The organism is [Eubacterium] eligens ATCC 27750, from assembly GCF_000146185.1.
GTDB lineage: Bacteria > Bacillota > Clostridia > Lachnospirales > Lachnospiraceae > Lachnospira > Lachnospira eligens.
This window is the reverse complement of sequence record NC_012778.1, coordinates 1,239,209-1,264,006: the sequence shown is the minus strand read 5'-3', so window position 1 is coordinate 1,264,006 and position 24,798 is coordinate 1,239,209. Positions and strand designations below refer to the sequence as shown.

Below are 24,798 nucleotides of genomic sequence, written 5' to 3'. Positions count from 1 at the left end.
AGGATATTAGATATGAATAATGATGCATTAAAGATAAGTAATCTGTATGACCTTAATGAAACTATTGCAGCAAAGGTATTTGAAGGCTGTACATATCCATGGGAAGTACTTGCAAAGATTGGTGATTTTATTGTAGAACTTGGCAATACTCTGCCAGAAGATGAATATGAGAAGCGTGGGGAGAATATATGGGTTCACAGAACTGCAAATGTATTTCCATCAGCTTATATTGCAGGACCTGCAATTATCGGTAAAGATGCCGAGGTAAGACACTGTGCATTTATCCGTGGAAAAGCTATTGTAGGTGAGGGTGCTGTTGTCGGTAATTCAACTGAGCTTAAGAATGTAATTCTTTTTAATAAGGTTCAGGTTCCACATTATAATTATGTTGGAGATTCAATTCTTGGATTCAAGGCTCATATGGGAGCAGGCTCTATAACATCTAATGTTAAGTCTGACAAGAAGCTTATTACTATTAAAGGACCTGACTGCAATATTGATACAGGTATCAAAAAGATAGGTGCTTTCCTTGGAGATAATGTTGAGGTTGGCTGTGGCAGCGTACTTAATCCTGGAACAATCGTTGGAAGAGAGAGTAATATTTATCCGCTTTCAAGTGTAAGGGGCTTTATTCCGGCAGGTTCTATATATAAGAAGCAGGGCGAAGTAGTAACTAAGAGATAATTATGTGAATTTTTTGTTTTATTAATGTAAAAATGTTGTGTCTCACATTGACTAATGCAAAAGTTTGTGAGAAAATAGTCAAGGCTTGGACGACGGCTTCTGGCCGTCGTTTCATTTATAGTAAACACTATGAATTACGAAAGGAGTAATAAGATGATTTACACACAGGAAGTAGAGAATATGTGTCCAGTAGCACAGGGCGTTCATCATGGAGCAGCTCCAGTGCCAACAGAAGGTAAATGGGTACAGAATAAGAAGGTTGAAGATATTTCAGGTTTTACACATGGTGTAGGCTGGTGTGCTCCTCAGCAGGGTGCATGTAAGCTTACTCTTAATGTTAAGGAAGGTATCATTCAGGAAGCTTTAGTTGAGACTATCGGATGTTCAGGTATGACACATTCAGCAGCTATGGCAGCAGAGATTTTACCAGGACTTACAGTTATGGAAGCTCTTAACACTGACCTTGTCTGTGATGCAATTAACACAGCTATGAGAGAGTTATTTTTACAGATTGTTTACGGAAGAACTCAGAGCGCATTCTCTGAGGGTGGACTTGCAGTTGGTGCCGGTCTTGAAGATCTTGGTAAGGGACTTCGTTCTCAGGTTGGTACTATGTATGGTACATTAAAGAAAGGTCCTCGTTACCTTGAGATGGCTGAAGGTTATGTAACAGGTATTGCCCTTGATAAGGACAACCAGATTATCGGTTACAAGTTTGTCAGCCTTGGTAAGATGACAGACTTCATTAAGAAGGGTGATGACCCTACAACAGCATATGAGAAGGCTTGCGGACAGTACGGAAGAGTTGCAGATGCTGTTAAGATTATTGACCCAAGAACAGATGAAGAAGTTAAGTAAGGAGGACAATTAGAATGGCTTTATTTGAATCATATGAGAGAAGAATAGATAAGATTACTTCAGTTCTTAACAGCTATGGTATAGCTAGTATTGAAGAAGCTGAAAAGATTACTAAGGATGCCGGATTAGATGTATATGCTATGGTTAAGGGTATCCAGCCAATTTGTTTTGAAAATGCATGCTGGGCTTACACAGTAGGTGCAGCAATCGCTATCAAGAAGGGTGCAAGAAAGGCTTCAGAAGCTGCTGCAGCTATCGGTGAGGGTCTTCAGGCATTCTGTATTCCAGGTTCAGTTGCTGACCAGAGAAAGGTTGGTCTTGGACATGGTAACTTAGGAAAGATGTTACTTGAAGAAGAGACAGAATGTTTCGCATTCCTTGCAGGTCATGAATCATTCGCTGCTGCTGAAGGTGCTATCGGTATCGCAGAGAAGGCTAACAAGGTTAGACAGAAACCTCTTAGAGTTATCCTTAACGGTCTTGGTAAGGATGCTGCTAAGATTATCTCAAGAATTAACGGATTCACATTCGTTGAGACAGAGATGGATTATTCAACAGGCGAAGTAAAGGAAATCTCTAGAACAGCATACTCAGATGGTCTTCGTTCTAAGGTTAACTGCTACGGCGCTAACGATGTAACAGAAGGTGTTGCAATCATGTGGAAGGAGAATGTTGATATCTCTATCACAGGTAACTCAACAAACCCTACAAGATTCCAGCATCCAGTTGCAGGTACATATAAGAAGGAAAGACTTGAAGCTGGAAAGAAGTACTTCTCAGTAGCTTCAGGTGGTGGTACAGGACGTACACTTCACCCAGATAATATGGCAGCAGGTCCTGCTTCTTATGGTATGACAGATACTATGGGACGTATGCACTCAGATGCTCAGTTCGCCGGTTCTTCATCAGTTCCAGCTCACGTTGAAATGATGGGATTAATCGGAATGGGTAATAACCCTATGGTTGGTGCTACTGTAGCTGTAGCTGTTTCTATCGAGGAAGCTGCTAAGAATGGCAAGTTCTAATTAAAAATGTATATTAAAACCGTATAATACGGGCTTTAAGAGCCTGTCACATCAGATTGGTGTGGCAGGCTCTTATTTTTACAAGGTATCATTATTGTCTGTTTGTTCTTTAAAAAATTCATTAAAATCACATTCAAATATATGGGTAAGTCCTATAAGCATATCTACGGATGGATTATTTCTTCCATTTTCTACTTTACTGAATATTCCAGAGGTTACATCAATATTCATAAGCTGCAATCTTGCTACAATATCAATAGCTTTCATTTTTCTTTCAATGCGAAGTCTTTTGATATTAGAACCTACTAAAGGGTTCTTGTGCTGGTTAATTCTTTCTGCCATAATTATTCACCTTCTTTTAATTTTTTAGGATCAAAAAAATTATGTCCAAAATGGAAAATAAAAGTGTCCAAAATGGAAGAAAAGTGATATAATATAAAAAAATAAAAATAAAAGGAGATTGGAAATGAAACAAAAGAACAAAATCAAACAATTAATGGGAACTGCACTTGCTGCAATTACAGCATTTGTCATGGCTGCTGGAATTAATGGAAATATTACGACAGTTAAGGCTGATGAGATATCAAAAATAATTAAGTATAATGCAGAAGGGTTTGAAGTAAAGGACATTGATGCTTGTGATCTTGAGGTTATTAATGAATACTTTGGTACCAGCTTTACAGGGCTTAATGTTTTTTCAGAAAACAGCTCAATTGAAGTTGATGAAGAAAGATCAACACTTACTCTTGATGATATTAAAACATGTGGCGCTATAGGATATTCATTATCAAGGGATGAAGCAGGAAAGCTTGTGATTACTAAGGCTAATAATGGTTCAATAATAGGAATAAATCCGCCTATGTATTATGGAAGCTTTAATAAAGGATTCGAGTATGATGAGCTGTTTGCAGTTAATGGTTCAAGTAAATTAGGAACAACAAGACATTTCCAGAAAATAGTTTTCTCAAAGGCTTACGGCTGCAAGGATGATGAGGGATATTATATTGATAAAAGCATGGATCTGCAGTCAACAACAAAAGTTGATTTTACATATATGTATATAACATGTGTTGATGGTGTCGGCGATGGAGATGCTTTACTTTTTATGCCTGATTATATGGTAGATAAGACTGTACTTAAATTCGCTGATAATTCAGAGGTAAAACCGGATAATAATTATACTGTCAATGTAGACAAGTCTATGACTGCAGAGGAATTCAATGATGTTTTAGCCAAGAATGCAACAAAGGATGTAATAATTAAAACAGATAATGGTGTTACATTTACATTTGCAAAGGGAACAATGAACAAGGTTGATGGCGTATCAGCATATGATTTTACAACACAGATAGTATCAGACTTTGAAAATGCTGATATTGTTAAAGCAGTAGTTAAAAATGACGGCTTTGTATCACAGATTAAGTTTAACTATTCAGGAAATCTTCCAGCTAAGGCACAGATAACAATTCCTGTAGGAACAGATTATGCAGGACAGACTTTACAGTATTCATTAGTAAATGATGATAATACTCTTACTTTAATTCAGAATGTTGTCGTTGGTCAAAATGGATATGTAACTGTTTCACAGGATCATTGTTCAACATATGTTCTTACTAAGGCTTCAGAGGTAAAGGAAGGCGAAAGCACACAGGCACCTACAGAAAATGAAGATGTACAGGCACCTACAGAAAATGAAGATGTACAGGCTCCACAGACATCAGATAATTCTGCTGTAGTAATGATATCATTACTTGCAGTTGTTTCATTAATGGGAATGGTTGTATTCGGAAAGAAGAGAGTATTATAATTATATGAAAAATATATTAAAGGATAAGAAATTATTAATTGCAGGCGCATGTGCTGCGGTAATAATTGTTGTTCTGGCTGTTATTCTTATCGTTAATGGAGTTAAGAAATCTGGAAATAAAGCTGTCGCAGATAATAAAGCGCAGAAGAATGAGAGTACAACTGTAAATTCAGATGAGAATAAAACAGTAAAACAGACAGAAACTGCAACGGAAAGTGAAATAAGCACAGAGAGTACAGAAAATAACAGTTCTGAGGAAAGCTCTGCATCAGAAGAAAACGGAAGCTTTCAGGCTGACAGCAGTAACGATGGTAATGACGATTCGTCAGGTAATTATAATGGTTCTGCTGATAGTAACCAGAATAGCTATGTTAAACCGTCTGCTGCATCGGCAAAGCATCTTGTATATAATGATGATGGTTCTTTTAATCTTCAGGAGAGTTATTGGAGCACAAGTTTTAAGTCGTCTGGTTATGTTTCTACAGAAGAATTGTCGAATGCGCTTTCTACTGTTCCTGAGTTTATGGAGCTGGTTAATAAAGTAAATGCATTGGGAAATCCGGTCAGCAGCTGGCAGGGATTTACAAGTGATGTTAAGAACAGGGTTACTGCTAAAGATATAGAATATTATATATATTTAAAGGACTTGTCATATTGTTATGTGTTTACATATGATGATAATGGATTTCATTTTGCAAGGCAGACAGCATTAAGAGCTTTACAAGGAGGTACAGGCAGTTCGCAGCCTGAAGCAGATTTTGAGGATAATATTGTATATAATAGTGATGGTACACTGAATCTTAATGAAAGTTACTGGCGTAAAGATACAACGGATGATTCTATATATGGAAAAATTATGAGGACAAATGAGTTCCGTTCTGTTGATATGTCCGGATATAACAGATCTGGTGCAACTATTTATGGCAGTTATAATAGTAAAAATACTGCTAAGGATTATTTGTTCACATTTTATTATCCAGATGGCTCTGAAAAATATTTAAGATATAATGGTGAGAAATTCTGTATAATATATCAATGGAATGGCTGATCTGAATATAATTTAAAAACTGTTACATTTGGCTTTCGGCCATGTGTAACAGTTTTTTTATGTAAAAACATCAGTTTTCAGCTTTCTTAGGCTTATTATTCTTTCTGAATTCAGATGGTGATATTCCATTGACCAGTTTAAATGTATCACCGAAATAATTGGAATTACAGAAGCCACATTCGCTGGCAATATCTGAAAGGCTTAAGTCTGTTTCGATAAGATACCATTCAGCATGATTGACGCGGATATTACGTAGGTATTCGGCGAATCCGATGTTGTTAAAAGCCTTGAATTTGCTGGAAAAATACGATGGATTAAGATTTAAATGGCTGGCAACATCTTTGAGTGTAATATCGTTCTTAAAATTTTCTGCAATATATTTGGCAGCAATGATCATGTTCTGATTAATTTTATTATCTGAATTGGTAATGAATTCTTTTATATCTTTAGTATTTCTGTCAAGACGGATGAGATTGATAATGAGATATTGGAAAAGCTGTCTTATACAGCAGTCTGAATAGCCATCAACAATATCATATTCCTTCTGGATTTCTCTGAACAGGAAATCAATTTTTTCGCGTTTTTCTTTTTCTATATATAAAATATGTCCCCAAAGATTGTGCTCAGCCCAGTTTTTACCGAGAGTCTGGCTGATGGTTTCTATATAGTCTTTAGAAAATTCTATATATGTTCTTTCAGGAACAAGCTCACCAATATATGATGTTCTGTGTACTGAGTTGGCAGGTATAAATATAATGTTTCCTTCGGAAAGAGTGAAAAGCCTGTTATCTATTGAAATAGTACAATTGCCATGCATCATGTAAAACAGTTCATAGTATGTGTGGCTGTGTGCAGAATGCATGGCATAGTGCAGCTTATGAAATGAATGGTCAATTCTGAATCTTGATATATTGTTAATGCCTGAATCCATATATTTAATATCCTTTATAATTACATTTATGCAATATTACTAAAAACCGACTTGATTTTTATTATCTTATTAACAAAATGTAGTATAATACTAAAAAAACATGTAGTCAATAAGTAAAATGCAAAAATATAAGTTGCTAATAAAAAGCGTGTGAATTATATTATGTTTCAGTGATGCGCGGGAATGCGTCAATAAAAATTGGGAGGTTTTTATATATCATGAGACGAACAAGAAAATTGAAGAAAGCGGTTGGTGTAGCAGCAGTGGTTGCTATGACAGCAACTATGTTACCTGTTGGTGTGGTTACACAGAATTTCGGAGTTAGTAAGATTGTACATGCAGAAGAACAGGAACAAGCTAAGTCAAAGGTACTTGATACAATATGGAATAGTGTAGAGATAGGAGAGCATACTGGAAAAGGCTCGTATACATATGATTCTTCGGCTAAGACAGTTGTAGTAACAGGAGCGGGAACAAAGTTTGATAAGGATAAAGGAAACGATAATTTATCATATTCTTATTTTAATGCAAAAGGTGATGTCACTATTACTGCCAAAATGAAGGTCTCAGGAAGTGGAAATGCTCAGGCTGGTGTTCTTGTAAGAAATGACGCAAGTGAACCTGGCAGTCAGTCAGAGGCAATATATGCTGATTTTGGTAAAAACCAGATCAGATATGGCAGGCATGGCGGAAAGAATGGAGCAAATCCTTTAGGAAGTGCTAAAGCTGGTGATGAAGTGTATGTTAAAATTCAGATAGTTGGACAGGTTGTTAGTTATTATGTTTCAGCTACATCAGAATTTCCAGAAAAACCAACAAAATCAGAGACTCTTAGTGGTATAGATACAAAGACAGTAGGTTTTTTTGCAACAGAAGGAGCAACAGCAACATTTTCAGATGTAAAGATTACTTCTGAGTATAATCAGGATGATAATAAGGTTAAAAAGGTTGTGTTCGATTCTAATGTTGGAGAATTAAAGGCAACTCATACAACAAGCGCAGCGTATTCTGGTAAATATATTGAAGGTAACAAATACGAAGAAGTTGCTGACGGTAATATATTAAAGATTACTCAGACACGCTCTAAAGCTGATAAGGGTAATATAAGAGAAGATAAGCACATTGATTATCTATTATTCCCTGAGATTTCAGAAAATCTGACAATTACAGCTGATATAACAGTTAATTCTGTTGACAGTGGAACGGATAAGCAGGGAATCGCAATTGGTCAGTTCAGCACTAAAGAAAAACAAAAAACATCACTTGATGTAGTACATTTCCAGAAAAATAAGGTATATCAGCATACATATGGTAACAGGGGTACAGGAAATTGTGGTGATCCGAAGACTAGTACATTAGCTGATGCTATTGGAGGAACATATACAGTTTCATATTCTAAGAAAGCAGATAATAAAGCTGAGGTTAAAATTGTTTCGGCATCAGGAAATGTATTGGTTGACACAGAAGCTAATGGGGCAACAATTGATCTTGCACAGGATGTTATTGATTCGGCTCTTCAGTCTGGAAAGTCTGTAAACTATGGATTTGCTTTTTCTGGAATATCAGTTGATTTAGCTAATGTTAAGCTTATTAATGAAGCTGGTGAAATAGTATATGATATGAATGATTATTATATTGCTGTCGGAGTAGCACCTGTTATTAACAATGCAACAGCAAAGGTTGCTGATGACAGAAACAGCATTTCTGTAAACTGGGATATTGCAACAGAAGGCACGGGAAATATTAAGTATCAGGTATATGTATCTAAGGATGGAGCTGATTATGTAAAAGCTGGAGATTCTAAGGTTAATTCATATACATATAGTGTAAAAGAGGATGGTTCATATAAGTTTAAAGTTGTTCCTGTGGGTGGAGATACAAAGGGAACAGCAATTGAAACTAATGCAGTCAGCTTAAAAACACCATTAGCTAAGACAATATTGTCAGCTAAAGGAACTGATAAGAGTATTGAACTTTCATGGACAGCAGTTGAAGGTGCAACAGAATATGATATTTACAAAGCATTTGGTTCAGATGGAAAAGCAGAGATTGTAAAAACAGTAGGAGATTTATCGTATACAGATTCTGATATAAAGGCTGAGGAACCGTATTATTATTATATTGTTGCAAAGAATGCTGATAATACAAGCAATCCATCAGAAACGCTACAGGTTCTTGCATCTAATGGACATACTGGTGAGTATGTATATGAAAATGAGGCTGCAAAGTTAGAAGTTGTTGCTAAGGATAATGATACTGTATTTGCGGATAAGGCATCTGTTGCAATGAAATCAGACAGAGCTGGAACTGTAAAAATGGTTGTTAACGGAAATGAGACAATAGCCAAGAAAGTAAATGCTGATGAAGCATTTATTCTTGAAGCATCATCATTAGTTAAAGGTAGAAATGATGTTGAGGTTCTTTTCAAAGATGAAACTGGAAAGACAACAAGGAAAATATTTAACTTTGTAAGTAATCCTGATTATAACATTGTGGTTGATTCAGCATTTACAGGTAAAGATGGGGATGTAGTAGACGGATATGCAACTTATAAGACTGTACAGGCAGCTGTTAATTCAATATCAGCTGATAATGCAGAGTCTAAGGTTATATTCATTAAAAATGGGGAGTACAATGAAAGAGTAACAGTAGAAGTTCCTAATGTAAGCCTTTTAGGAGAAGATGCAGAGAAGACTCATATTTATTATTCAGCAGCTCTTGCAGATAAAACTGCTACTGATATGTGGACAAGAAATGCAATGTATGTAGGTTCTGATGCTGATGGATTTACTGCAGAAAACCTTACAGTAGAGAACTCATTTGCATATACTAATGGCAGCGACCAGCAGGCAGATGCACTTTGCATAGTTGCAGATAAGACAGCTTGTGTTAATGTAAGACTTGTTGGATATCAGGATACTCTTCTTACAGATTCGAGGGTAAAGGGCTCTGATGGAAACTATGAAGTTACAAGACAGTACTTCTCTAAGTGTTATATTACAGGTAATGTGGATTTCATTTACGGAGCTGGTACATCATATTTTGATGATTGCGATATTGTTGCAAGATATACAGAATATAAGGCTGATGGATGCTTTACAGCAGGCAGAACATATGCATCTACAGATTATGGATATGTATTTAATAATTGCAGATTCATTGCAGAGGACAAGGTTGCCGATGATTCATACAGAATGGCTCGTCCATGGGGAAAAGATGATTCAACAACATTTATTAATTGTTATCTTGGAAGAGCAATTATTGATTCAGGATATGGTGATATGAGTGGTAATTCATATAAGAATGCAAGATTTGCAGAATATGGTTCATACGGTCCAGGATATGTATTAGATAATGACAGACCACTTTTGTCATCTACACAGGCTTCAGTATATGCAATGAATAATGTATTGGGCGATTATGATGCTAGTGCCGTTGTTAACGCATTGTATAAGACAGATACTCCTTCTACACCAGATGAATCGAAACCAGTAGATCCAACACCGGATAGTCCAAAGCCATCTGCTCCGACATTGGATACTGATGTTTCTATTGATACAGGAAAAGATGCACCTTCTGTTGAAGTGAAAGAGTCTGTAAGTGATTTAATTGATAATATTTTATCTGATGATCAGAAGAAAGATGCAGAAGGAAAGGATGTTAAAATAGTTCTTTCAGTAAATAAGGATATAGGCGTAAATGAAGATGATAAGAAAGCTGCTGAAAAGAAACTTGCAGAATTGTCTTCTGGTAAGAAAGCAGGAATGTATCTGGATATAGACCTTAATGTTATGATTGGAAATGGAAATATTTCTGTTACCGAAACAAAGAAACCAATTGCGATTGAAGTGTCAGTTCCGGATGAATTAATTAATACAGATGCAAACAAGACAAGAAAATACAGTGTATTAAGAGTTCATAATGGTAATGTTGATGTACTTGATGCAACATATGATGAAAATACAAAGAAAATATTATTTAAATCAGATGTTTTCTCTACTTATATATTAGTATATGAAGATACTGTTAAGAATCCAGTACCAGAGAATCCATCACCGGAAGATCCAACAACAGAGGTACCATCTGGAACAGAAATTAAAGATGGCGATAAGTCAGCACAGACAGGAGACAAATCTCCAATTGCAGCGCTTGTTTCACTTCTTGGATTATCAGGATTAGGAATTTTTGCTTCTACTAAGAAAAAAAGAGTTTAATTCAAAGCAATAAAAAACATATTAACCCAGAGCAGTCGTTAAGTTAGTTAATGTCATGCTCTGGGTTTTTCTTGACATTTATAAGAGAAACAGATAATCTTTTGAAAGTACTTAAATGAGGTGCGAAAGAAAGGAAGATTATGAGTTTTTTAGTTGAGAAAATGGTTAATGACAGTGGGGTAACATATAGTCTTAAAGGAGCAGGCTACGCTGTACTTATAATTTTATGTGTTGCACTACTGATAATTGGCTGCGTTGCGAGAGACTGCAATAAGAAAAATAATGCGAAACATATTGCATTTGCAGCAATGGCAATTGCACTGGCCGTGGTAACTTCTATGATTAGGGTTATTAGACTTCCGATGGGGGGTTCTGTAACATTATTTAGTATGCTTTTTATTGTACTCGTAGGGTATTGGTATGGAATAAAGGCAGGATTAACAGCAGCTGTTGCATATGGAATTATACAGTTGATACTTGATCCATATATTTTGAATATTCCACAGGTTATGCTTGATTATATATTAGGGTTTGGTGCACTTGGATTATCAGGAATATTCACTGGTTCAAAGCATGGGCTTGTTAAGGGATATATAGCTGGAGTTATAGGAAGATTTATATGTTCATTTCTGTCTGGATGGATATTCTTTGCCGTATACACTCCGGATTTTTTTAACAGTGCCGTGCTTTATTCAATAGTATATAATGCCTCTTATATTGGACTTGAAGCAGTGATAACACTTATGGTTATATCATTGCCAGCCGTTAATAAGGCACTTGTTTATGTTAAAAATAATTTTGTATAGAAAATAAAAAAGCTCATGGAGATTAATAAAATAATTCCCATGAGCTTTTTAGTCGGCGTGACAGGATTTGAACCTGCGGCCTCGTAGTCCCGAACCACGCGCTCTACCAAACTGAGCCACACGCCGATGCTTAAATGTGACTTATATATTATAGCGTATCTGCAGGGAAGTGCAAGCAAAAAAGTAAAATATATTTACATCATTTATTGTGTAAGATTATAGTTGAAATTACAACTAAATTAGAATATCGTTTTAAACATGTGGTTAGCAATTTCTAACAATATGCTTATTTTTGCTAAGGAGGATTGTATGTCTGATTCAATGGAAACACCGCGTAAACCGGTGCTTACTGCTAAGGAAAAAGAAAAAGCAGAGAAGTATTCAAAAAGAATGGAACTAACGCTTAATCTTGCTAATCTTGGAAGTATATTGCAGAACACATTTACAGCAGGAAACAGAGTGTTGGATATTCTTGATGAACAGCCGGTTACCAAGGATGTTACAGGCTGTGAGAGCATTGAATTTAAGGGCGCTGCTGCTGAAAATGTTACATTCTCATATGGAGAGAAAAATATAAAGGTGTACTGTGTTGAGAACGGCAGGGTAAAGGGATGACTATGAAAACCAAGATTAGAATAATGGTTACGGTTACAATTCTTATGAGCATCGGATTTATTATGATGCATGCTGTGCCGGTTGGAAGAATTATTCTTGGCTTTGTATGGCTTTTCCATGTGCTGTATTTTATATTTGGAATCAAGACACTTAAAGTCGAGACAGAATAGACTTGCAAAATGTATCTTAAAAGGGCAAAATATACTCATATTATTTCATTGATTAAAAGGTAAGAAAGAAGGATAGATATGGGACACGAACTTACTAAGAATGATATCAAAAAGATGGAAGAAGAGATTGAGTACAGGATACATGAGGTAAGAAAGGCTGCACTTGATGATGTCAAGGAGACAAGGGCTCAGGGTGATTTAAGTGAGAATTTCGAGTATCATGCAGCGAAAAGGTTTAAGAATAAGAACGAGAGTAGAATAAGATACCTGCAGAGAACTATTAAGAATGCGACTGTTATTGATGATTCATCAGCAGATGATGAGGTTGGTGTTAATAATACGGTTGAGGTATTGTATGAGGATGATGAAAGCACTGAGACTATTAAGATTGTTACTACAATCAGGGCTGATTCGTTAAGCGGAATGATCAGTATAGAGTCGCCTCTCGGCAAGGCTCTTCTTGGACATAAGAAGGGTGACAGGGTTCTTGTACAGGTTAATCCACAGGTTGAATATTATGTTGTTATCAAGGATATATCTAATACTGATGATTCTGATGATAATATAACAAGTTATTAATAAAATATAAAATATATATTATTGAATTGACATAATAGCGACATACTTATATAATCTTAGTATACATTTGTTTGTGTAAGATTATTATAAGGGGTGCCGCTTTTGCAGTTTAATGAAGCACAGATACAGGCTATACAACATAATAAAGGACCGTGTATGGTAATTGCCGGACCGGGGTCGGGAAAGACAACTGTTCTTACTCACAGGGTAAGATATCTTATTGACAGGTGTGGGGTCAATCCATCTGATATTCTTGTTATTACATTTACTAAGGCTGCTGCCGAACAGATGAAGCTTAAGTTTAAGGGGTTGTCAGAGGGCAGAAACTCTGCAGTAACATTTGGTACATTTCATGCAGTATTTTTTACAATACTTAAGGCTGCATATAATTATTCTGCACGCTGCATTATTAAGCCACAGGTACAGCATGAATTCGTGAAAGACCAGATGTGCAGACTTGAACTGGAGTATGATGATGAGAAGGAAGCTGTAGCAAGTGTTTTATCTGAGATAAGCCGTGTTAAGGGTGAAGCTGTTAATATAGATGAATATGAGAGCATGTCTGTTCCACAACAGAGTTTCAGAATAATATACATGGCTTATGATGATATGCTTGTAAAAAAGCATCTGATTGATTTTGATGACATGATAGGACTATGTCGTGACCTACTGATGCAGAGGGAAGATTACAGGAAGGCGTGGCAGAATAAGTATAAGTACATTTTGGTTGACGAGTTTCAGGATATCAATAAGGCTCAGTTTGATGTTGTGAGGATTCTTGCTGACGGATACAGGAATCTTTTCGTGGTGGGGGATGATGACCAGAGTATATATGGATTCAGAGGTTCTGCTCCACAGATAATGTTAGATTTCAATAAGTATTATAGTGATGCAGTAAGAATTGACATGTGTATTAATTACAGGTCAACGGGCAATATTGTGCTTGCTTCAAGGGCTGTAGCAGAGGAAAATGAGCAACGTTATTATAAAGATATAACGACCTACAATTCACAAGGAGATTCTGTGTTTATATATGAATTTAACAGCCTGAATGATGAGAAAGCATTTGTTACATCTGAGATAAGAAGACTTATTGACAGCGGAATAGCTGCTGATGACATTGCTGTGTTATCAAGAACTAATGTGATTGGGAATATGTATATGTCAAGGCTTGAAAGTGACGGGATTCCATGCTGTGATTATTCGGCAGTACAGGATGTATATGAGCACTGGATAAGTAAGGATATTCTGACATATATAAGGATTGCACTTGGAAGCAGGGAAAGAATGGACTTTCTGCGTATTATTAATAAACCAATCCGATATATAACCCGTTCATATATTACACAGCCGGCAGATATTAATGCATTGAAGAGAAGCTGTGAAAGAAATGAACAGATGAGTGAACAGGTGGAAAAGCTGGCATCTGATATTAACATGATAAGAAATATGTCTCCATTTGCGGCAGTTAATTATATAAGAAAGGGTATTGGCTACGATGAATATATAAGAAATTATATATATGAACATAAGGCTGATAAGGAAGAATTATATAATGTGCTTGATGAACTGGCACACAGGGCGTCGCGGTATATGAGCCTCTCACAATGGCTTGATGGTATTACAGAATACCTTAAGCAGTGTGATACTCAGCGTAGGAACAACACGGTGGAAGGTGTGCATATGCTTACAATGCATGGCTCTAAAGGGCTTGAATATAAGATCGTGATGGTGATGGATGTATGTGAGGGGATAATACCGTATAATAAGGCAGTTCTTGATGAGCAGATAGAAGAGGAAAGAAGACTTTTTTATGTTGCAATGACAAGGGCAAAAGAAAAGTTGTATCTTCTGTCCCCCAAGCAGAGGTACAATAAAGATACAACCCGTTCACGCTTTTTAGAAGAGATTCTTACTGCTCGTTATCCTCTTCTTCGTACAGATCTTCATACTCCATAGCATCTAATTCTTCATCGAATGCTTCAGATACAAGCTCGTATTCATCATCAGATTCAATATTCTCAAGTACAGGTTCGTTGTCACCTTCAACCTTGTATCTGTAGAGATATACCTCATCGTTGTCTGCAGCTTCTCCCTCAAGTGGAAGAAGAGCAATATAGTCGTTATCTCCAGCAGGGAATATGCGTATTATTGCACATTCACATTCTGTGTTATCGTCAAGCATCAGAGTTACTGTGTTATATTCCTGATTATTATTCTCCATAATGTCTCCGTTCTGCCAGTAATGGCTTTAGTATTTTCTCTACTCTAACAAAAATTATGTATAAAAGCAATGAAAATAAAGAAAAAAGACTTGCTATTTTATTATGTAAGGTGTATATTATGCATAAGTTAATAATTTAAGTCAAAGGGGACGATTTTAGCAGCAACGCTAGGATTGTCTCCTTTTTTGGTTAAATTAATAGCATTAAACAATGAATATTATAATCTGGAGGTTAACACCATGGATAAAATCGATAAGAAGATAATTACATTATTACAGCAGAATGCAAGGATGCCTTTAAAGGCTCTTGCCGAAAATGTTTTCCTTTCATCACCTGCGGTTTCAGCAAGAATTGAAAGGCTTGAGAAGGAAGAAATTATTGAAGGTTATGAAGTTAAGATTAATCAGTTAAAGCTGGGATATCATATTACTGCGTTTATTAATCTTGAAGTTGCTCCTGTACAGAAACCGGATTTCTATCCATTTATCAAATCATGCCCTAATGTTGTTGAATGCAACTGTGTAACAGGTAATTATTCAATGCTATTAAAGGTTATGTTCCCAAGTACCATGGAACTTGATACATTTATCGGCCAGCTTCAGAAGTTCGGAAGAACAAGTACACAGATTGTGTTCTCAACACCTGTTGCTCCAAGAGGTATTGATGTTAATCAGGAGATGCCTACAGATAATTAAATTCATCAAAAGTTCATAATTATTTAACCTATTAACACTGTCAGACACTTGCTGTTCTGGCAGTGTTTTTGTTATAATTATCTGAGTTTAAATTTCGTGTTACGAGGAGGTATTATGAGTAAGGCTTCAGATATATTAGATAATGTAAGTAAGGTGATTGTGGGTAAGAGAAATGTTTCAGAACTGGTTCTGACAAGTATTATTGCCGGTGGACATGTTCTTCTTGAAGATGTTCCGGGAACAGGAAAGACTATGATGGCGAAATCATTTGCCAAAAGTATAGATGGTGAATTTTCAAGAATTCAGTTTACACCAGATCTTTTGCCGTCTGATATAACAGGCGTACATGTGTATAACCAGAAAGAGGGGGAGTTCGTATTCAGAAGAGGTCCTGTATTTGCTAATGTTATTCTTGCTGATGAGATTAACAGGGCAACACCGAGAACTCAGTCGGCACTTCTTGAGTGTATGGAAGAACATCAGGTTACTGTTGATGGAGAATATTCTAAACTGGCAGAACCTTTTATAGTAATTGCAACGCAGAATCCAATTGAAACAGCAGGAACATATCAGCTTCCAGAGGCACAGCTTGACAGATTCCTTATGAAGATTAATATGGGCTACCCGGAAAAAGATGATGAGGTACTCATTCTTAACAGATTCCTTACTTCTAATCCGGAAATAACTCTTGAAAAAGTGGCAACATGTGAGGATATTATAGCAATGAAGGAAGATGTTAAGAATGTATACATTCATCCGGTGCTTATTGAGTATATTGTTGAACTTGCAAGAATGACAAGAAATGAAGAAAATGTATTAACAGGTGTCAGTCCAAGAGGAACACTTGGCATGCTGAATGCTGCAAGAGCATATGCGTATGTCGCAGGCAGAGATTATGTTGTGCCAGAGGATATTAAGATTTTGGCACCATATGTATGGGCACACAGACTTGTTTTACAGGCTGGTTTTATGAACAGAGATAATAAAGAACAGATCATAGGCAATGTTGTCTCGAAAACAGCAGTTCCTACTGAAGATTGGAATAGATAATGAATGTTTTGTTAATGCTTTTAGGTGTACTGATTGTGTACCTTGCTGTAAAGCTTGTGTACAGATATAACTGGAATAAAAATCTTACAGTGAGTCTTGAATTTGATAAAAAGCATGTGGTTAAGGATGATATTGTTAATATTACGGAAGTTGTTACTAATGCCAAGAGACTGCCACTTCCTTGTATTAATCTTAAATTTCAGGCTGCAAGAGAATTGCTTTTTACAGGTGCAGATACTAATTCAAGCGTATCGGATAAGACTTACCGTAATGATGTGTTTTCTCTTCTTTCTAATCAGAGAATTACAAGAAAGGTTCCTGTCAGGTGCACAAGAAGGGGCGTTTACCGCATTTCAGGTCTTGAGATTGTATTCTCTGGCTTGTTTATGAATGAAATTAATGTTCTAAAGGCTGGTAATAACTGTGAAATAACAGTATATCCAAAACCGGCAGACCCGACAGTGTTAAAATCAGTGAACAGCAGGATTACAGGAGAAGCAGAACGGAAAAAATATATGCTGGAAGATCCATTTGTATTCAGGGGGATAAGAGACTATACCAGTAATGACAGCCTTAAGAATGTCAACTGGAAAGCAACGGCAAGAACCGGCAATCTTATGGTTAATGAATATGATGAGTCTGTCAGCAGAAATGTATGCATTCTGCTAAATCTCGAAGAAGACGGAGTGTTGAGGTATGATGCAGTTGACGAACAGGCTATAAGTATTGCAGCAGGAATATCACAGATGCTAATTGCATGTGGAATAAATGTTTCAATGCTCAGCAATGGATGTGATGTTGATACAAAGAGTCCGGTTGTAATAAATAATGGTTCTGGAACAGGACATCTCAATAATATTAATACTGCACTTGCAAGAATTGATACAGGAATTGCTATGGAAGAATACTCTGCTATGCTTGAAAAAATTCTTGAGCCGGATAATATGAGAATAGAAAGTGAATATGTATATGTTTTAATCTCTGCAAGCAGAAGAAAGAAATTGCAGAGTGTTATTAATAAAATCAGCAGGATTCAGGCAGATATGGTATGGATTGTACCACATTTTCCAGGAGATGATTATGGACTGGAATTATGTGATTTTGAGCCGGTTGGATGGGAAGTTAAGTAAGGAGAAGCAATATGAGTGAGTCTGTTGCGCGTTCAGGAAATAAAACATTATATGCGGCGCGGTCAGTTGTGGAATTACTTAGTCAGTGTGTTGTTTTTATGGCATTTGCTGCAATGATAATTCTAGGGGTTGTTAAAAAGTCTGATGAATATATTTTATATGCCACACTGGTTACTATTCCTGTAGTTATTACATTTTTTGTAAGAAGATATATAAAGTCGTTGTTTCTTTTTGTAACGATTCATATAGTACTTATTGCAGCAGCAATTATGCTTGGAAGAACAGATGCTGAAAGTACGGCATATTTTGTAAGTGCGTTTGTTGTATGTGTACGATCTGTAAGTGTAAGGATTGCTAATGTAAGAAAAACTGAATATATGAAGGAGTCGCGGTTCAGCACTAAAACAGAAGATGTTAATGATGATGAAAAGAAAGCGGTAATGCAGACTACAGAGAGAATGTCAGTGGTGTATTGCATTGTTATGATTGTTGGAAGTACACTTGGCGGACAGAATGGCAGTACAAAACTTGTAAGTTTTGAATCATTGATGTTTGCCCTTTTTATAATTCTTTGCCTTATAGGGAATCAGCTTAAAGGAGTTAATGATTTATTTATAAGTAATACAGGTAAATCTGAATTTCCAGCAAGAAGAATAACTGGTATTAATATGGTGACTGCGGCTGTTGTAGCTGTACTAATGATAATGGGAATGCTTCTGTTCTATAGAGGAGATGGTGGTAATATATTTGCACTGATGGGAAGTATCTTAGGTGTAGTATTCAGACCGCTTCTTAAATTGCTGCTTATGCTTATGAAGGAAAATGACGAAGCTCTGCCTCAGCAGCCAACTCAACCGATCAATAAGGATGATTCTTTGTATGACGAAACAGAGATAAAAGATTATGCGGATAATCCTGTTATGCAGGCAGTTTTCGTTGCTTTCACAGTGGTTATTATTACAGGGTTATTGATTGCTGCTATATATGTTGTTGTAAGATATGCGAGAAAGTTCAAGGAATCAAGGGATGATAATGGAGATGAGGTTGAATTCATAGGAACAGGCAGGCATGAAAGAAAAATCAGAAGGTCTAAGCATGCTGTGGAGAAAAACAATCTTGCGGTTAATATGCAATATAGAAAAGCATTTAAAAAGGCTGCGATGCCGGATAAGAGAAAAAGAAAAGAAAAGATGGCTGCAAACAGTTTGGTTTATATGCAGCCTGCGGATATCACAAGAAATAATATTACTTCAAATGCTGCGACTGCTGAAAAAATTACAAGAAGTTATGAAAAAGCCAGATATTCTGATAAGAATATTTCCAAAGAAGAACTTGAATTTATGCTTGACTTTGTAAAAAATGACAAGTATAATAAGCATACATAATAAGTAAATGCTGTGAAGAGGACTATTAGATAGGAACCAGAGTCAGAGAACTGCCGGATGGTGCGAGGCAGTCGAAGGAACTTATTGAACTCGCCTTGGAGCTGCTACCTGAAATCATCATGAGAAGTAGGAGTAGCCGGAAGCCAACCGTTATAGTGGACAGAATATAATATAACACATTTGTTATACGTATTCAGTGAGTGCATAGCATAGCTATGAAGAAGAGTGGTAACGCGTGAGATTATGTCTTTCGTCTCTTTGGGTAGAATTACCCATGGACGAAAGATTTTTTTATGCTTATCTTTGAGAAAGCTTTTACTTATTAACCATATATATTTTTTCAGGAGGTTTTAGGAATGTTTGATTACAGACAGTATGAAAGAGGCTATTTTATGCCACCGGTTAAGTGCAATGACTGGGTTAACAAGGAGTATGTTGATAAGGCACCAATCTGGTGTTCGGTTGATTTAAGAGATGGTAACCAGGCTCTTGTTGAACCTATGAGCCTTGATGAAAAGCTGGAATTCTTCCAGATGTTAGTTGAAGTCGGATTTAAGGAAATTGAGATAGGTTTCCCTGCAGCTTCTGAGACAGAATATGAATTCTGCCGTACACTTATTGAGAAGAATATGATTCCTGATGATGTTACAATACAGGTACTTACACAGGCAAGACCACATATTATTAAGAAGACATTTGAAGCTGTAAAGGGTGCTCCAAGAGCAATCGTTCATGTATATAATTCTACTTCGTTAGCTCAGAGAGAGCAGGTGTTTAAGAAGTCTAAAGAAGAGGTTAAACAGATTGCTATTGAAGGTGCTAAGTTATTAAAGGAGCTTGCAGAAGCTGATGGTGGAAACTTCCTTTTTGAATACAGTCCGGAGAGCTTTACAGGAACTGAGCCGGAGTATGCGCTTGAAGTGTGCAACGCTGTTGTTGATATCTGGCAGCCAACACCTGATAAGAAATGTATCATCAATCTTCCGGCTACAGTTGAGATGTCACTTCCGCATGTATTTGCAAGCCAGATTGAATATATGTCTAAGTACATGCACAACAGAGAAAATGTTATTATTTCTCTTCATCCACATAATGACCGTTCGACAGGTGTTGCTGATGCAGAGTTAGGACTTCTTGCAGGAGCAGACAGAATTGAGGGAACACTTTTTGGTAATGGTGAGAGAACAGGTAATGTAGATATTATTACACTTGCTATGAATATGTATATGCAGGGTGTTAATCCTGAGCTTGATCTTTCTGATATGCCACATCTTGCAGAAGTGTTTGAAAGACTCACACAGATGAAGATTGATGACCGTCATCCATGGTGTGGTAAGCTTGTTTTTGCAGCTTTCTCAGGTTCACATCAGGATGCTATATCTAAGGGAATGCATTACAGAATTGAAAAAGATCCTAATAAATGGACAGTTCCATATCTTCCAATTAATCCAGAAGATGTCGGACGAACATATGATTCAGATGTTATCAGAATTAACAGCCAGTCAGGCAAGGGCGGTGTAGCATATGTCCTTGAGCATAATTATGGAATGATAGTTCCTAAGGCTATGAGAGAAGATTTAGGATATGCAGTTAAGGATGTTTCTGATGTACATCATAAGGAACTCTCACCAGATGAAGTTCTTGAAATTTTCGAGAAGAGATATAAAAAGTACACACCGGTATTTAAGATTACGGAAGTACATTTTAAGCAGATTAACGGTATCCAGACTGTTGTGACTATTGATGAAAACGGAAAGAAGAGCAATGTTGAGAACGGTGGTAATGGCCGTCTTGATGCAGTAAGCAATGCTCTTTCAGAACATTTTGGAAAGCCTTGTGATATTTTCTGTTATGAAGAACATTCATTAAAGAAGGGATCTGATTCAAGTGCTATTGCGTATGTTGGTATTACAGGAGAAGATGGTAAGAATTACTTTGGTATTGGTATTGATCACGATATTATCAGAGCTTCTATTGATGCATTAGAGTCAGCAATGAACAGAAGTATTGAGGCATAATTTATTGTTTAATTAAATGATTTGTAATATAACTCATGTCCTGGACATATACTAGAATGATAGTGGCCCGGGGCATGAGTTATTTTTTTTATGTAAAGTTAACCCCACAAAAAGGGGGGATGCGGTACTTTGGTACTAATGATATTATACGCTCGGAGGGGAAAGAAATATAGTTAAGGGGAAACTATTGGTTCAGAAATTTTGGAGGGATAGTAATGCTTTTTAGAAAACGATTAAATGGTTTGAGTGCAAAGGTTAAGAAGGCAGCAGTTGGTGTTCTTACAGTTGCAGTGGTTGCGGGTTCTGTGATTACAGGTACATCCATAAGAGCTGGTGCATATTCAAAAACACAGGATATTCTTAATGAATTGCTTGGAACAGCAAAACCATATGGTGTAGTTGCTGAAGAGTTTAAGAACGCTAATCACAATCAGACATGTTTCGCTACTAACAAGCTTGTAATAACAGATCAGTGGATGAGTGCATGGCTTGACATGAGTGTTGGAACAACATATATCAGGAGCTTCGATAATTCAGGTTCATCAGAAGTGAATGTGGATAGGAATGCGTTTAATAATCTTGTACTTGGAACTGATTATGATTATGAACCTAGAGAGAATAAATATTATATTAAGGATACAGATGGGAAAAGAACGGGTGCTGTTATTAATGTCGCTAACTGTAAGGATACAATCAATGTTTATTATGCAGAGGACTATATGGATGTAACTGCAGCACTTGATAATGTATATGATAATTTCAAGGTATATGCAGATACGCCGGATTCTGAGGCTGATATAGTTATTAGTGCATATGATGAGAGAAAGATTGATCTTTCTTCATTTAAGAATAAGCAGATTGTAGTGGTAAATATGTATGCTAATAATTATATTGACTGGCAGGGAAAAGAGGTTACATCTTATTATGGAGAAGGACAGCTCAATATAACAAATAAAGCACAAGGACAGTTTGTTATTATCAATCTGCTTGGCGGTGATGGTGATGCAGATATTAAAAGATTCAGTATTAATGGTAAGAATACAGGTGGATTAACAGATATTGATATATCAGATACTGTTATATTTAATGCTGTTAATGTAACGGGTCATATTAATATAGGTGAGGTATGTGGTATAGTTGTTGCACCAAAAGCAGATGTTACTTTAACATCTACATGTAACGGAAGAACACTTTCTAAGTCATTTGTTAATGTTAATGGACAAATGCATTTTATATCGGACAATCAGCAGCAGGAGACAACACAGAAGGAAACAACTTCTGCAGCAGAGTCTTCATCAGAGACAACACAGGCTGATAAGACAACAACTGCACAGGAGACAACAAAGTCGAATGAGACAACAGCTGCGCAGGAGACAACACAGGCTGATGAGACAACAGCTGCACAGGAAACAACAAAGTCGAATAAGACAACGATTGATGCAGGTAAGGAAACTAAGCCAACAAAGCCAAATGAAACAACAGTTGATTTTAATAAACAGACAAAAGAACATACAACTTCATCAGCACAGGTTATAAAGAAGACAGGTGAAGTTGCAGGAGATGAGGAATTGGTTACAGGAAAAGAGAATGAGACTGTTGATGGCTCAAGAGTCAGAAAAACAGGTGAAGTTGCGGCTGATGAAGAGGTCATAAAGACTGGTGATAATAATCATGTATGGGTATATATCGTGATTCTTGTGGTAGCAGCTGTTATCTCTGGAACTGTTATTGTGATAAGCAAAAAGAACGATAAAAGATAATAAATGTTAATGATATCAGAGGGGCACAGCAGTAATGTTGTGCCTTTTTTGTTGAAGTGGTATTGAAGCACGCTGTTTTTTTATGTTATAATGCAATATGTATGAGTCGAAATAGGCTCTGAACACAAAATACAGTGAAGAACAAGGAGATGGAAGTTTTATGAAACGTTTGATACTTGCATCGGGTTCACCAAGACGAAGAGAATTAATGAGTCAGGTAGGACTTGATTTTACTGTTGTTACAAGTGATGCAGATGAGAATATTAAAGAGATGGAGCCTGAAGATTATGTAAGAGAGTTATCTGCTATTAAGGCACAGTCTGTATTAGAGCAATATGCTGATAAAGAGGATTCTGTAATCGTCATAGGTGCAGATACTATTGTTTACCATAAGGGAGAGATTCTTACCAAGCCGGAGGATGAAGAGGATGCATTCAGAATACTTAAGTCTTTAGAGGGTGAGATTCATCAGGTGTATACAGGAGTAACTATATGCAGTGCACACAAGAATGTAAGCTTTTACGAAAAAACTGATGTATGGGTATATGATATGACGGATGAAGAAATCGGGGATTACATAAATACAGGAGAGCCTATGGACAAGGCTGGTGCATATGGTATTCAGGGGAAATTTGCAGCATACATTAAGGGTATTGAAGGCGACTATAATAATGTTGTCGGTCTGCCTGTAGCAAGACTTGTACATGAGCTTAAAGTATTTTAAGGAGAAAATATATGGTTAAATTCGTAGCAAGTGACCTTGATGGGACATTGCTTCTAAATGGAGCGCAGAGTGTTGATGAATCTGCGGTACAGTATATTAATAAGCTTGTTGATAATGGAGTTATATTTGCACCGGCTAGTGGCAGGCAGATAACGAGTCTTAAGAGACTTTTTGGAGTTGTCAGTGATAGGCTTGCATATATTGCGGAGAATGGTGCTCTTGTAGAATACAGGGGAAAAACTATTGGTAAGACTCCAATGGAGCGGAAACTTGCATTAGAGATAATTGAGGATGTAATTGAACAGCCAAATTGTGAGGTGCTTGTATCAGGAGAACATACGGCATATATTAAACCTAAGTCAGAAGAATATTATTACAGAATGACCAAGGTGGTCAATTACCATACAACATTAGTCGATAAGTTTACAGACATTGATGAGGATATATTAAAGATAGCTGTATGTGATATGACAGGAATTAAGAACTCTAAAGAGCATTTTATTAACAAATGGAGTGATAAGGCTTCAGTACTTGTATCGGGAGAACTTTACTTAGACCTTATGGACACTAATGTTAATAAAGGAAGAGGAATTGAGCAGGTTCAGCAGTATTTTGGACTAAAACCTGAAGAATGTATGGCATTTGGTGATAACTATAATGATATTGCAATGCTTGACAATGTGTATTACTCATATGTTATGGAGAAAGCTGTAGATGATGTTAAGAAACATGGGCGTTTCATAACAGGATGGGTAGAAGGAACATTAAGAGAACAATTTAAGGAGATAAGATAAGGAGACTTAAGTTATGGATAAGCATATTGATGAATGCGCAAAGGTATTTTTAAGAGACCAGAAACAGCTTTTTGATGAGCCTGTTGCATATGATTTAGACGAAGCAAAGGAATTCTTAGAGGATTGCATGGCAGTATACTGCAAGGATATTAAAGAGTTAAGAGAAGTTATGGATGATGAAGGAATGGATGTATCTGAATTAAGTAATGATGAGCTTCTTGAGCAGTTAGAAGTATTCAAACTTGATAATGGCGGATATTTCTTTGTGGAAGGATAATAC

The 24,798-nt window shown here is 36.5% G+C and carries 23 protein-coding genes, 1 tRNA gene and 1 other annotated feature; of the genes, 20 read left to right on the top strand and 4 right to left on the bottom strand.

The window, feature by feature from the left end:
- The first annotated feature begins 12 nt into the window (after positions 1 to 12).
- From EUBELI_RS06025 to EUBELI_RS06015, 3 genes are all read left to right on the top strand, one after another.
- Positions 13 to 684 (top strand): LbetaH domain-containing protein, encoded by a 672-nt coding sequence (locus tag EUBELI_RS06025; protein ID WP_012739476.1) that lies wholly within the window; start codon positions 13 to 15, stop codon positions 682 to 684.
- 153 nt (positions 685 to 837) lie between these two features.
- Positions 838 to 1,542, top strand: coding sequence for an iron-sulfur cluster assembly scaffold protein (locus tag EUBELI_RS06020; RefSeq protein ID WP_022097694.1), 705 nt, complete (start codon positions 838 to 840; stop codon positions 1,540 to 1,542).
- A gap of 14 nt (positions 1,543 to 1,556) precedes the next feature.
- Positions 1,557 to 2,567, top strand: a complete 1,011-nt coding sequence (locus tag EUBELI_RS06015; RefSeq protein ID WP_012739474.1) for a GGGtGRT protein — start codon at positions 1,557 to 1,559, stop codon at positions 2,565 to 2,567.
- A gap of 78 nt (positions 2,568 to 2,645) precedes the next feature.
- On the opposite strand, the gene EUBELI_RS06010 is transcribed toward EUBELI_RS06015, so the two are convergent.
- Positions 2,646 to 2,909, bottom strand: coding sequence for a helix-turn-helix domain-containing protein (locus EUBELI_RS06010; protein ID WP_012739473.1), 264 nt, complete (start codon positions 2,907 to 2,909; stop codon positions 2,646 to 2,648).
- A gap of 124 nt (positions 2,910 to 3,033) precedes the next feature.
- Here EUBELI_RS06010 and EUBELI_RS06005 point away from each other — a divergent pair, with 124 nt between their 5' ends.
- Together EUBELI_RS06005 and EUBELI_RS06000 are read left to right on the top strand one after the other, a co-directional pair.
- A complete protein-coding gene (locus EUBELI_RS06005) occupies positions 3,034 to 4,374 on the top strand; it encodes a hypothetical protein (protein ID WP_012739472.1) in 1,341 nt (446 codons plus the stop codon).
- 4 nt (positions 4,375 to 4,378) lie between these two features.
- On the top strand, positions 4,379 to 5,422 hold the full coding sequence (locus EUBELI_RS06000) for a hypothetical protein (RefSeq protein ID WP_012739471.1): 1,044 nt from the start codon (positions 4,379 to 4,381) through the stop codon (positions 5,420 to 5,422).
- Positions 5,423 to 5,492: 70 nt separating this feature from the next.
- Here EUBELI_RS06000 and EUBELI_RS05995 read toward each other — a convergent pair whose 3' ends face one another.
- On the bottom strand, positions 5,493 to 6,353 hold the full coding sequence (locus tag EUBELI_RS05995; protein WP_041688129.1) for a helix-turn-helix transcriptional regulator: 861 nt from the start codon (positions 6,351 to 6,353) through the stop codon (positions 5,493 to 5,495).
- Positions 6,354 to 6,571: 218 nt separating this feature from the next.
- On the opposite strand from EUBELI_RS05995, the gene EUBELI_RS05990 reads away from it, so the two are divergent.
- Both EUBELI_RS05990 and EUBELI_RS05985 read left to right on the top strand, forming a co-directional pair.
- Positions 6,572 to 10,567 (top strand): pectinesterase family protein, encoded by a 3,996-nt coding sequence (locus EUBELI_RS05990; protein WP_012739469.1) that lies wholly within the window; start codon positions 6,572 to 6,574, stop codon positions 10,565 to 10,567.
- Positions 10,568 to 10,707: 140 nt separating this feature from the next.
- Positions 10,708 to 11,373 (top strand): energy-coupled thiamine transporter ThiT, encoded by a 666-nt coding sequence (locus EUBELI_RS05985; RefSeq protein WP_012739468.1) that lies wholly within the window; start codon positions 10,708 to 10,710, stop codon positions 11,371 to 11,373.
- A 52-nt stretch (positions 11,374 to 11,425) separates the two neighbouring features.
- Here the strand turns inward: EUBELI_RS05985 and EUBELI_RS05980 are convergent.
- A tRNA-Pro gene (locus EUBELI_RS05980) sits at positions 11,426 to 11,499 on the bottom strand.
- 183 nt (positions 11,500 to 11,682) lie between these two features.
- Here EUBELI_RS05980 and EUBELI_RS05975 point away from each other — a divergent pair.
- The 4 genes from EUBELI_RS05975 to EUBELI_RS05960 all read left to right on the top strand — a co-directional run bounded on the left by EUBELI_RS05975 (position 11,683) and on the right by EUBELI_RS05960 (position 14,696).
- A complete protein-coding gene (locus tag EUBELI_RS05975; protein ID WP_041688128.1) occupies positions 11,683 to 11,988 on the top strand; it encodes an ABC transporter ATP-binding protein/permease in 306 nt (101 codons plus the stop codon).
- Positions 11,989 to 11,990: 2 nt separating this feature from the next.
- Complete coding sequence (locus tag EUBELI_RS14215) at positions 11,991 to 12,158, top strand: DUF454 domain-containing protein (RefSeq protein ID WP_148231343.1); 168 nt, start codon at positions 11,991 to 11,993, stop codon at positions 12,156 to 12,158.
- A 78-nt stretch (positions 12,159 to 12,236) separates the two neighbouring features.
- Complete coding sequence (locus EUBELI_RS05965) at positions 12,237 to 12,737, top strand: GreA/GreB family elongation factor (protein WP_012739465.1); 501 nt, start codon at positions 12,237 to 12,239, stop codon at positions 12,735 to 12,737.
- A gap of 102 nt (positions 12,738 to 12,839) precedes the next feature.
- Positions 12,840 to 14,696, top strand: coding sequence for an ATP-dependent helicase (locus tag EUBELI_RS05960; protein ID WP_049777924.1), 1,857 nt, complete (start codon positions 12,840 to 12,842; stop codon positions 14,694 to 14,696).
- On the opposite strand, the gene EUBELI_RS05955 is transcribed toward EUBELI_RS05960, so the two are convergent.
- The gene (locus EUBELI_RS05955) at positions 14,650 to 14,961 is read right to left on the bottom strand and encodes a DUF1292 domain-containing protein (protein WP_041688126.1); all 312 of its coding nucleotides are present in this window, start codon (positions 14,959 to 14,961) and stop codon (positions 14,650 to 14,652) included. The two genes, EUBELI_RS05960 and EUBELI_RS05955, sit on opposite strands and share 47 nt — an antisense overlap.
- A gap of 240 nt (positions 14,962 to 15,201) precedes the next feature.
- Between EUBELI_RS05955 and EUBELI_RS05950 the strand changes: the two genes are divergently transcribed.
- The 9 genes from EUBELI_RS05950 (at position 15,202) to EUBELI_RS05910 (ending at position 24,795) form a co-directional block, all read left to right on the top strand.
- Positions 15,202 to 15,657 (top strand): Lrp/AsnC family transcriptional regulator, encoded by a 456-nt coding sequence (locus EUBELI_RS05950; RefSeq protein WP_012739463.1) that lies wholly within the window; start codon positions 15,202 to 15,204, stop codon positions 15,655 to 15,657.
- A gap of 114 nt (positions 15,658 to 15,771) precedes the next feature.
- Positions 15,772 to 16,707: an AAA family ATPase gene (locus EUBELI_RS05945; RefSeq protein WP_012739462.1), complete on the top strand. Its 936-nt coding sequence runs from the start codon at positions 15,772 to 15,774 to the stop codon at positions 16,705 to 16,707.
- Positions 16,707 to 17,837 carry a DUF58 domain-containing protein gene (locus EUBELI_RS05940; protein ID WP_012739461.1) on the top strand — a complete coding sequence of 377 codons (1,131 nt, stop codon included), beginning with the start codon at positions 16,707 to 16,709 and terminating at the stop codon, positions 17,835 to 17,837. Before EUBELI_RS05945 ends, EUBELI_RS05940 begins: the two co-directional genes overlap by 1 nt.
- Positions 17,838 to 17,848: 11 nt before the next feature.
- Positions 17,849 to 19,222, top strand: a complete 1,374-nt coding sequence (locus EUBELI_RS05935; protein ID WP_012739460.1) for a hypothetical protein — start codon at positions 17,849 to 17,851, stop codon at positions 19,220 to 19,222.
- Between the two features lie 3 nt (positions 19,223 to 19,225).
- Positions 19,226 to 19,483 (top strand) — a binding site (T-box leader).
- Between the two features lie 95 nt (positions 19,484 to 19,578).
- Positions 19,579 to 21,240: a 2-isopropylmalate synthase gene (locus EUBELI_RS05930; protein WP_012739459.1), complete on the top strand. Its 1,662-nt coding sequence runs from the start codon at positions 19,579 to 19,581 to the stop codon at positions 21,238 to 21,240.
- Between the two features lie 215 nt (positions 21,241 to 21,455).
- A complete protein-coding gene (locus tag EUBELI_RS05925; RefSeq protein WP_012739458.1) occupies positions 21,456 to 23,000 on the top strand; it encodes a hypothetical protein in 1,545 nt (514 codons plus the stop codon).
- Between the two features lie 160 nt (positions 23,001 to 23,160).
- Positions 23,161 to 23,724, top strand: coding sequence for a Maf family protein (locus EUBELI_RS05920; RefSeq protein WP_012739457.1), 564 nt, complete (start codon positions 23,161 to 23,163; stop codon positions 23,722 to 23,724).
- 11 nt (positions 23,725 to 23,735) lie between these two features.
- Complete coding sequence (locus tag EUBELI_RS05915) at positions 23,736 to 24,518, top strand: Cof-type HAD-IIB family hydrolase (RefSeq protein ID WP_012739456.1); 783 nt, start codon at positions 23,736 to 23,738, stop codon at positions 24,516 to 24,518.
- A 13-nt stretch (positions 24,519 to 24,531) separates the two neighbouring features.
- Complete coding sequence (locus EUBELI_RS05910; RefSeq protein ID WP_012739455.1) at positions 24,532 to 24,795, top strand: hypothetical protein; 264 nt, start codon at positions 24,532 to 24,534, stop codon at positions 24,793 to 24,795.
- Positions 24,796 to 24,798 lie beyond the last annotated feature (3 nt).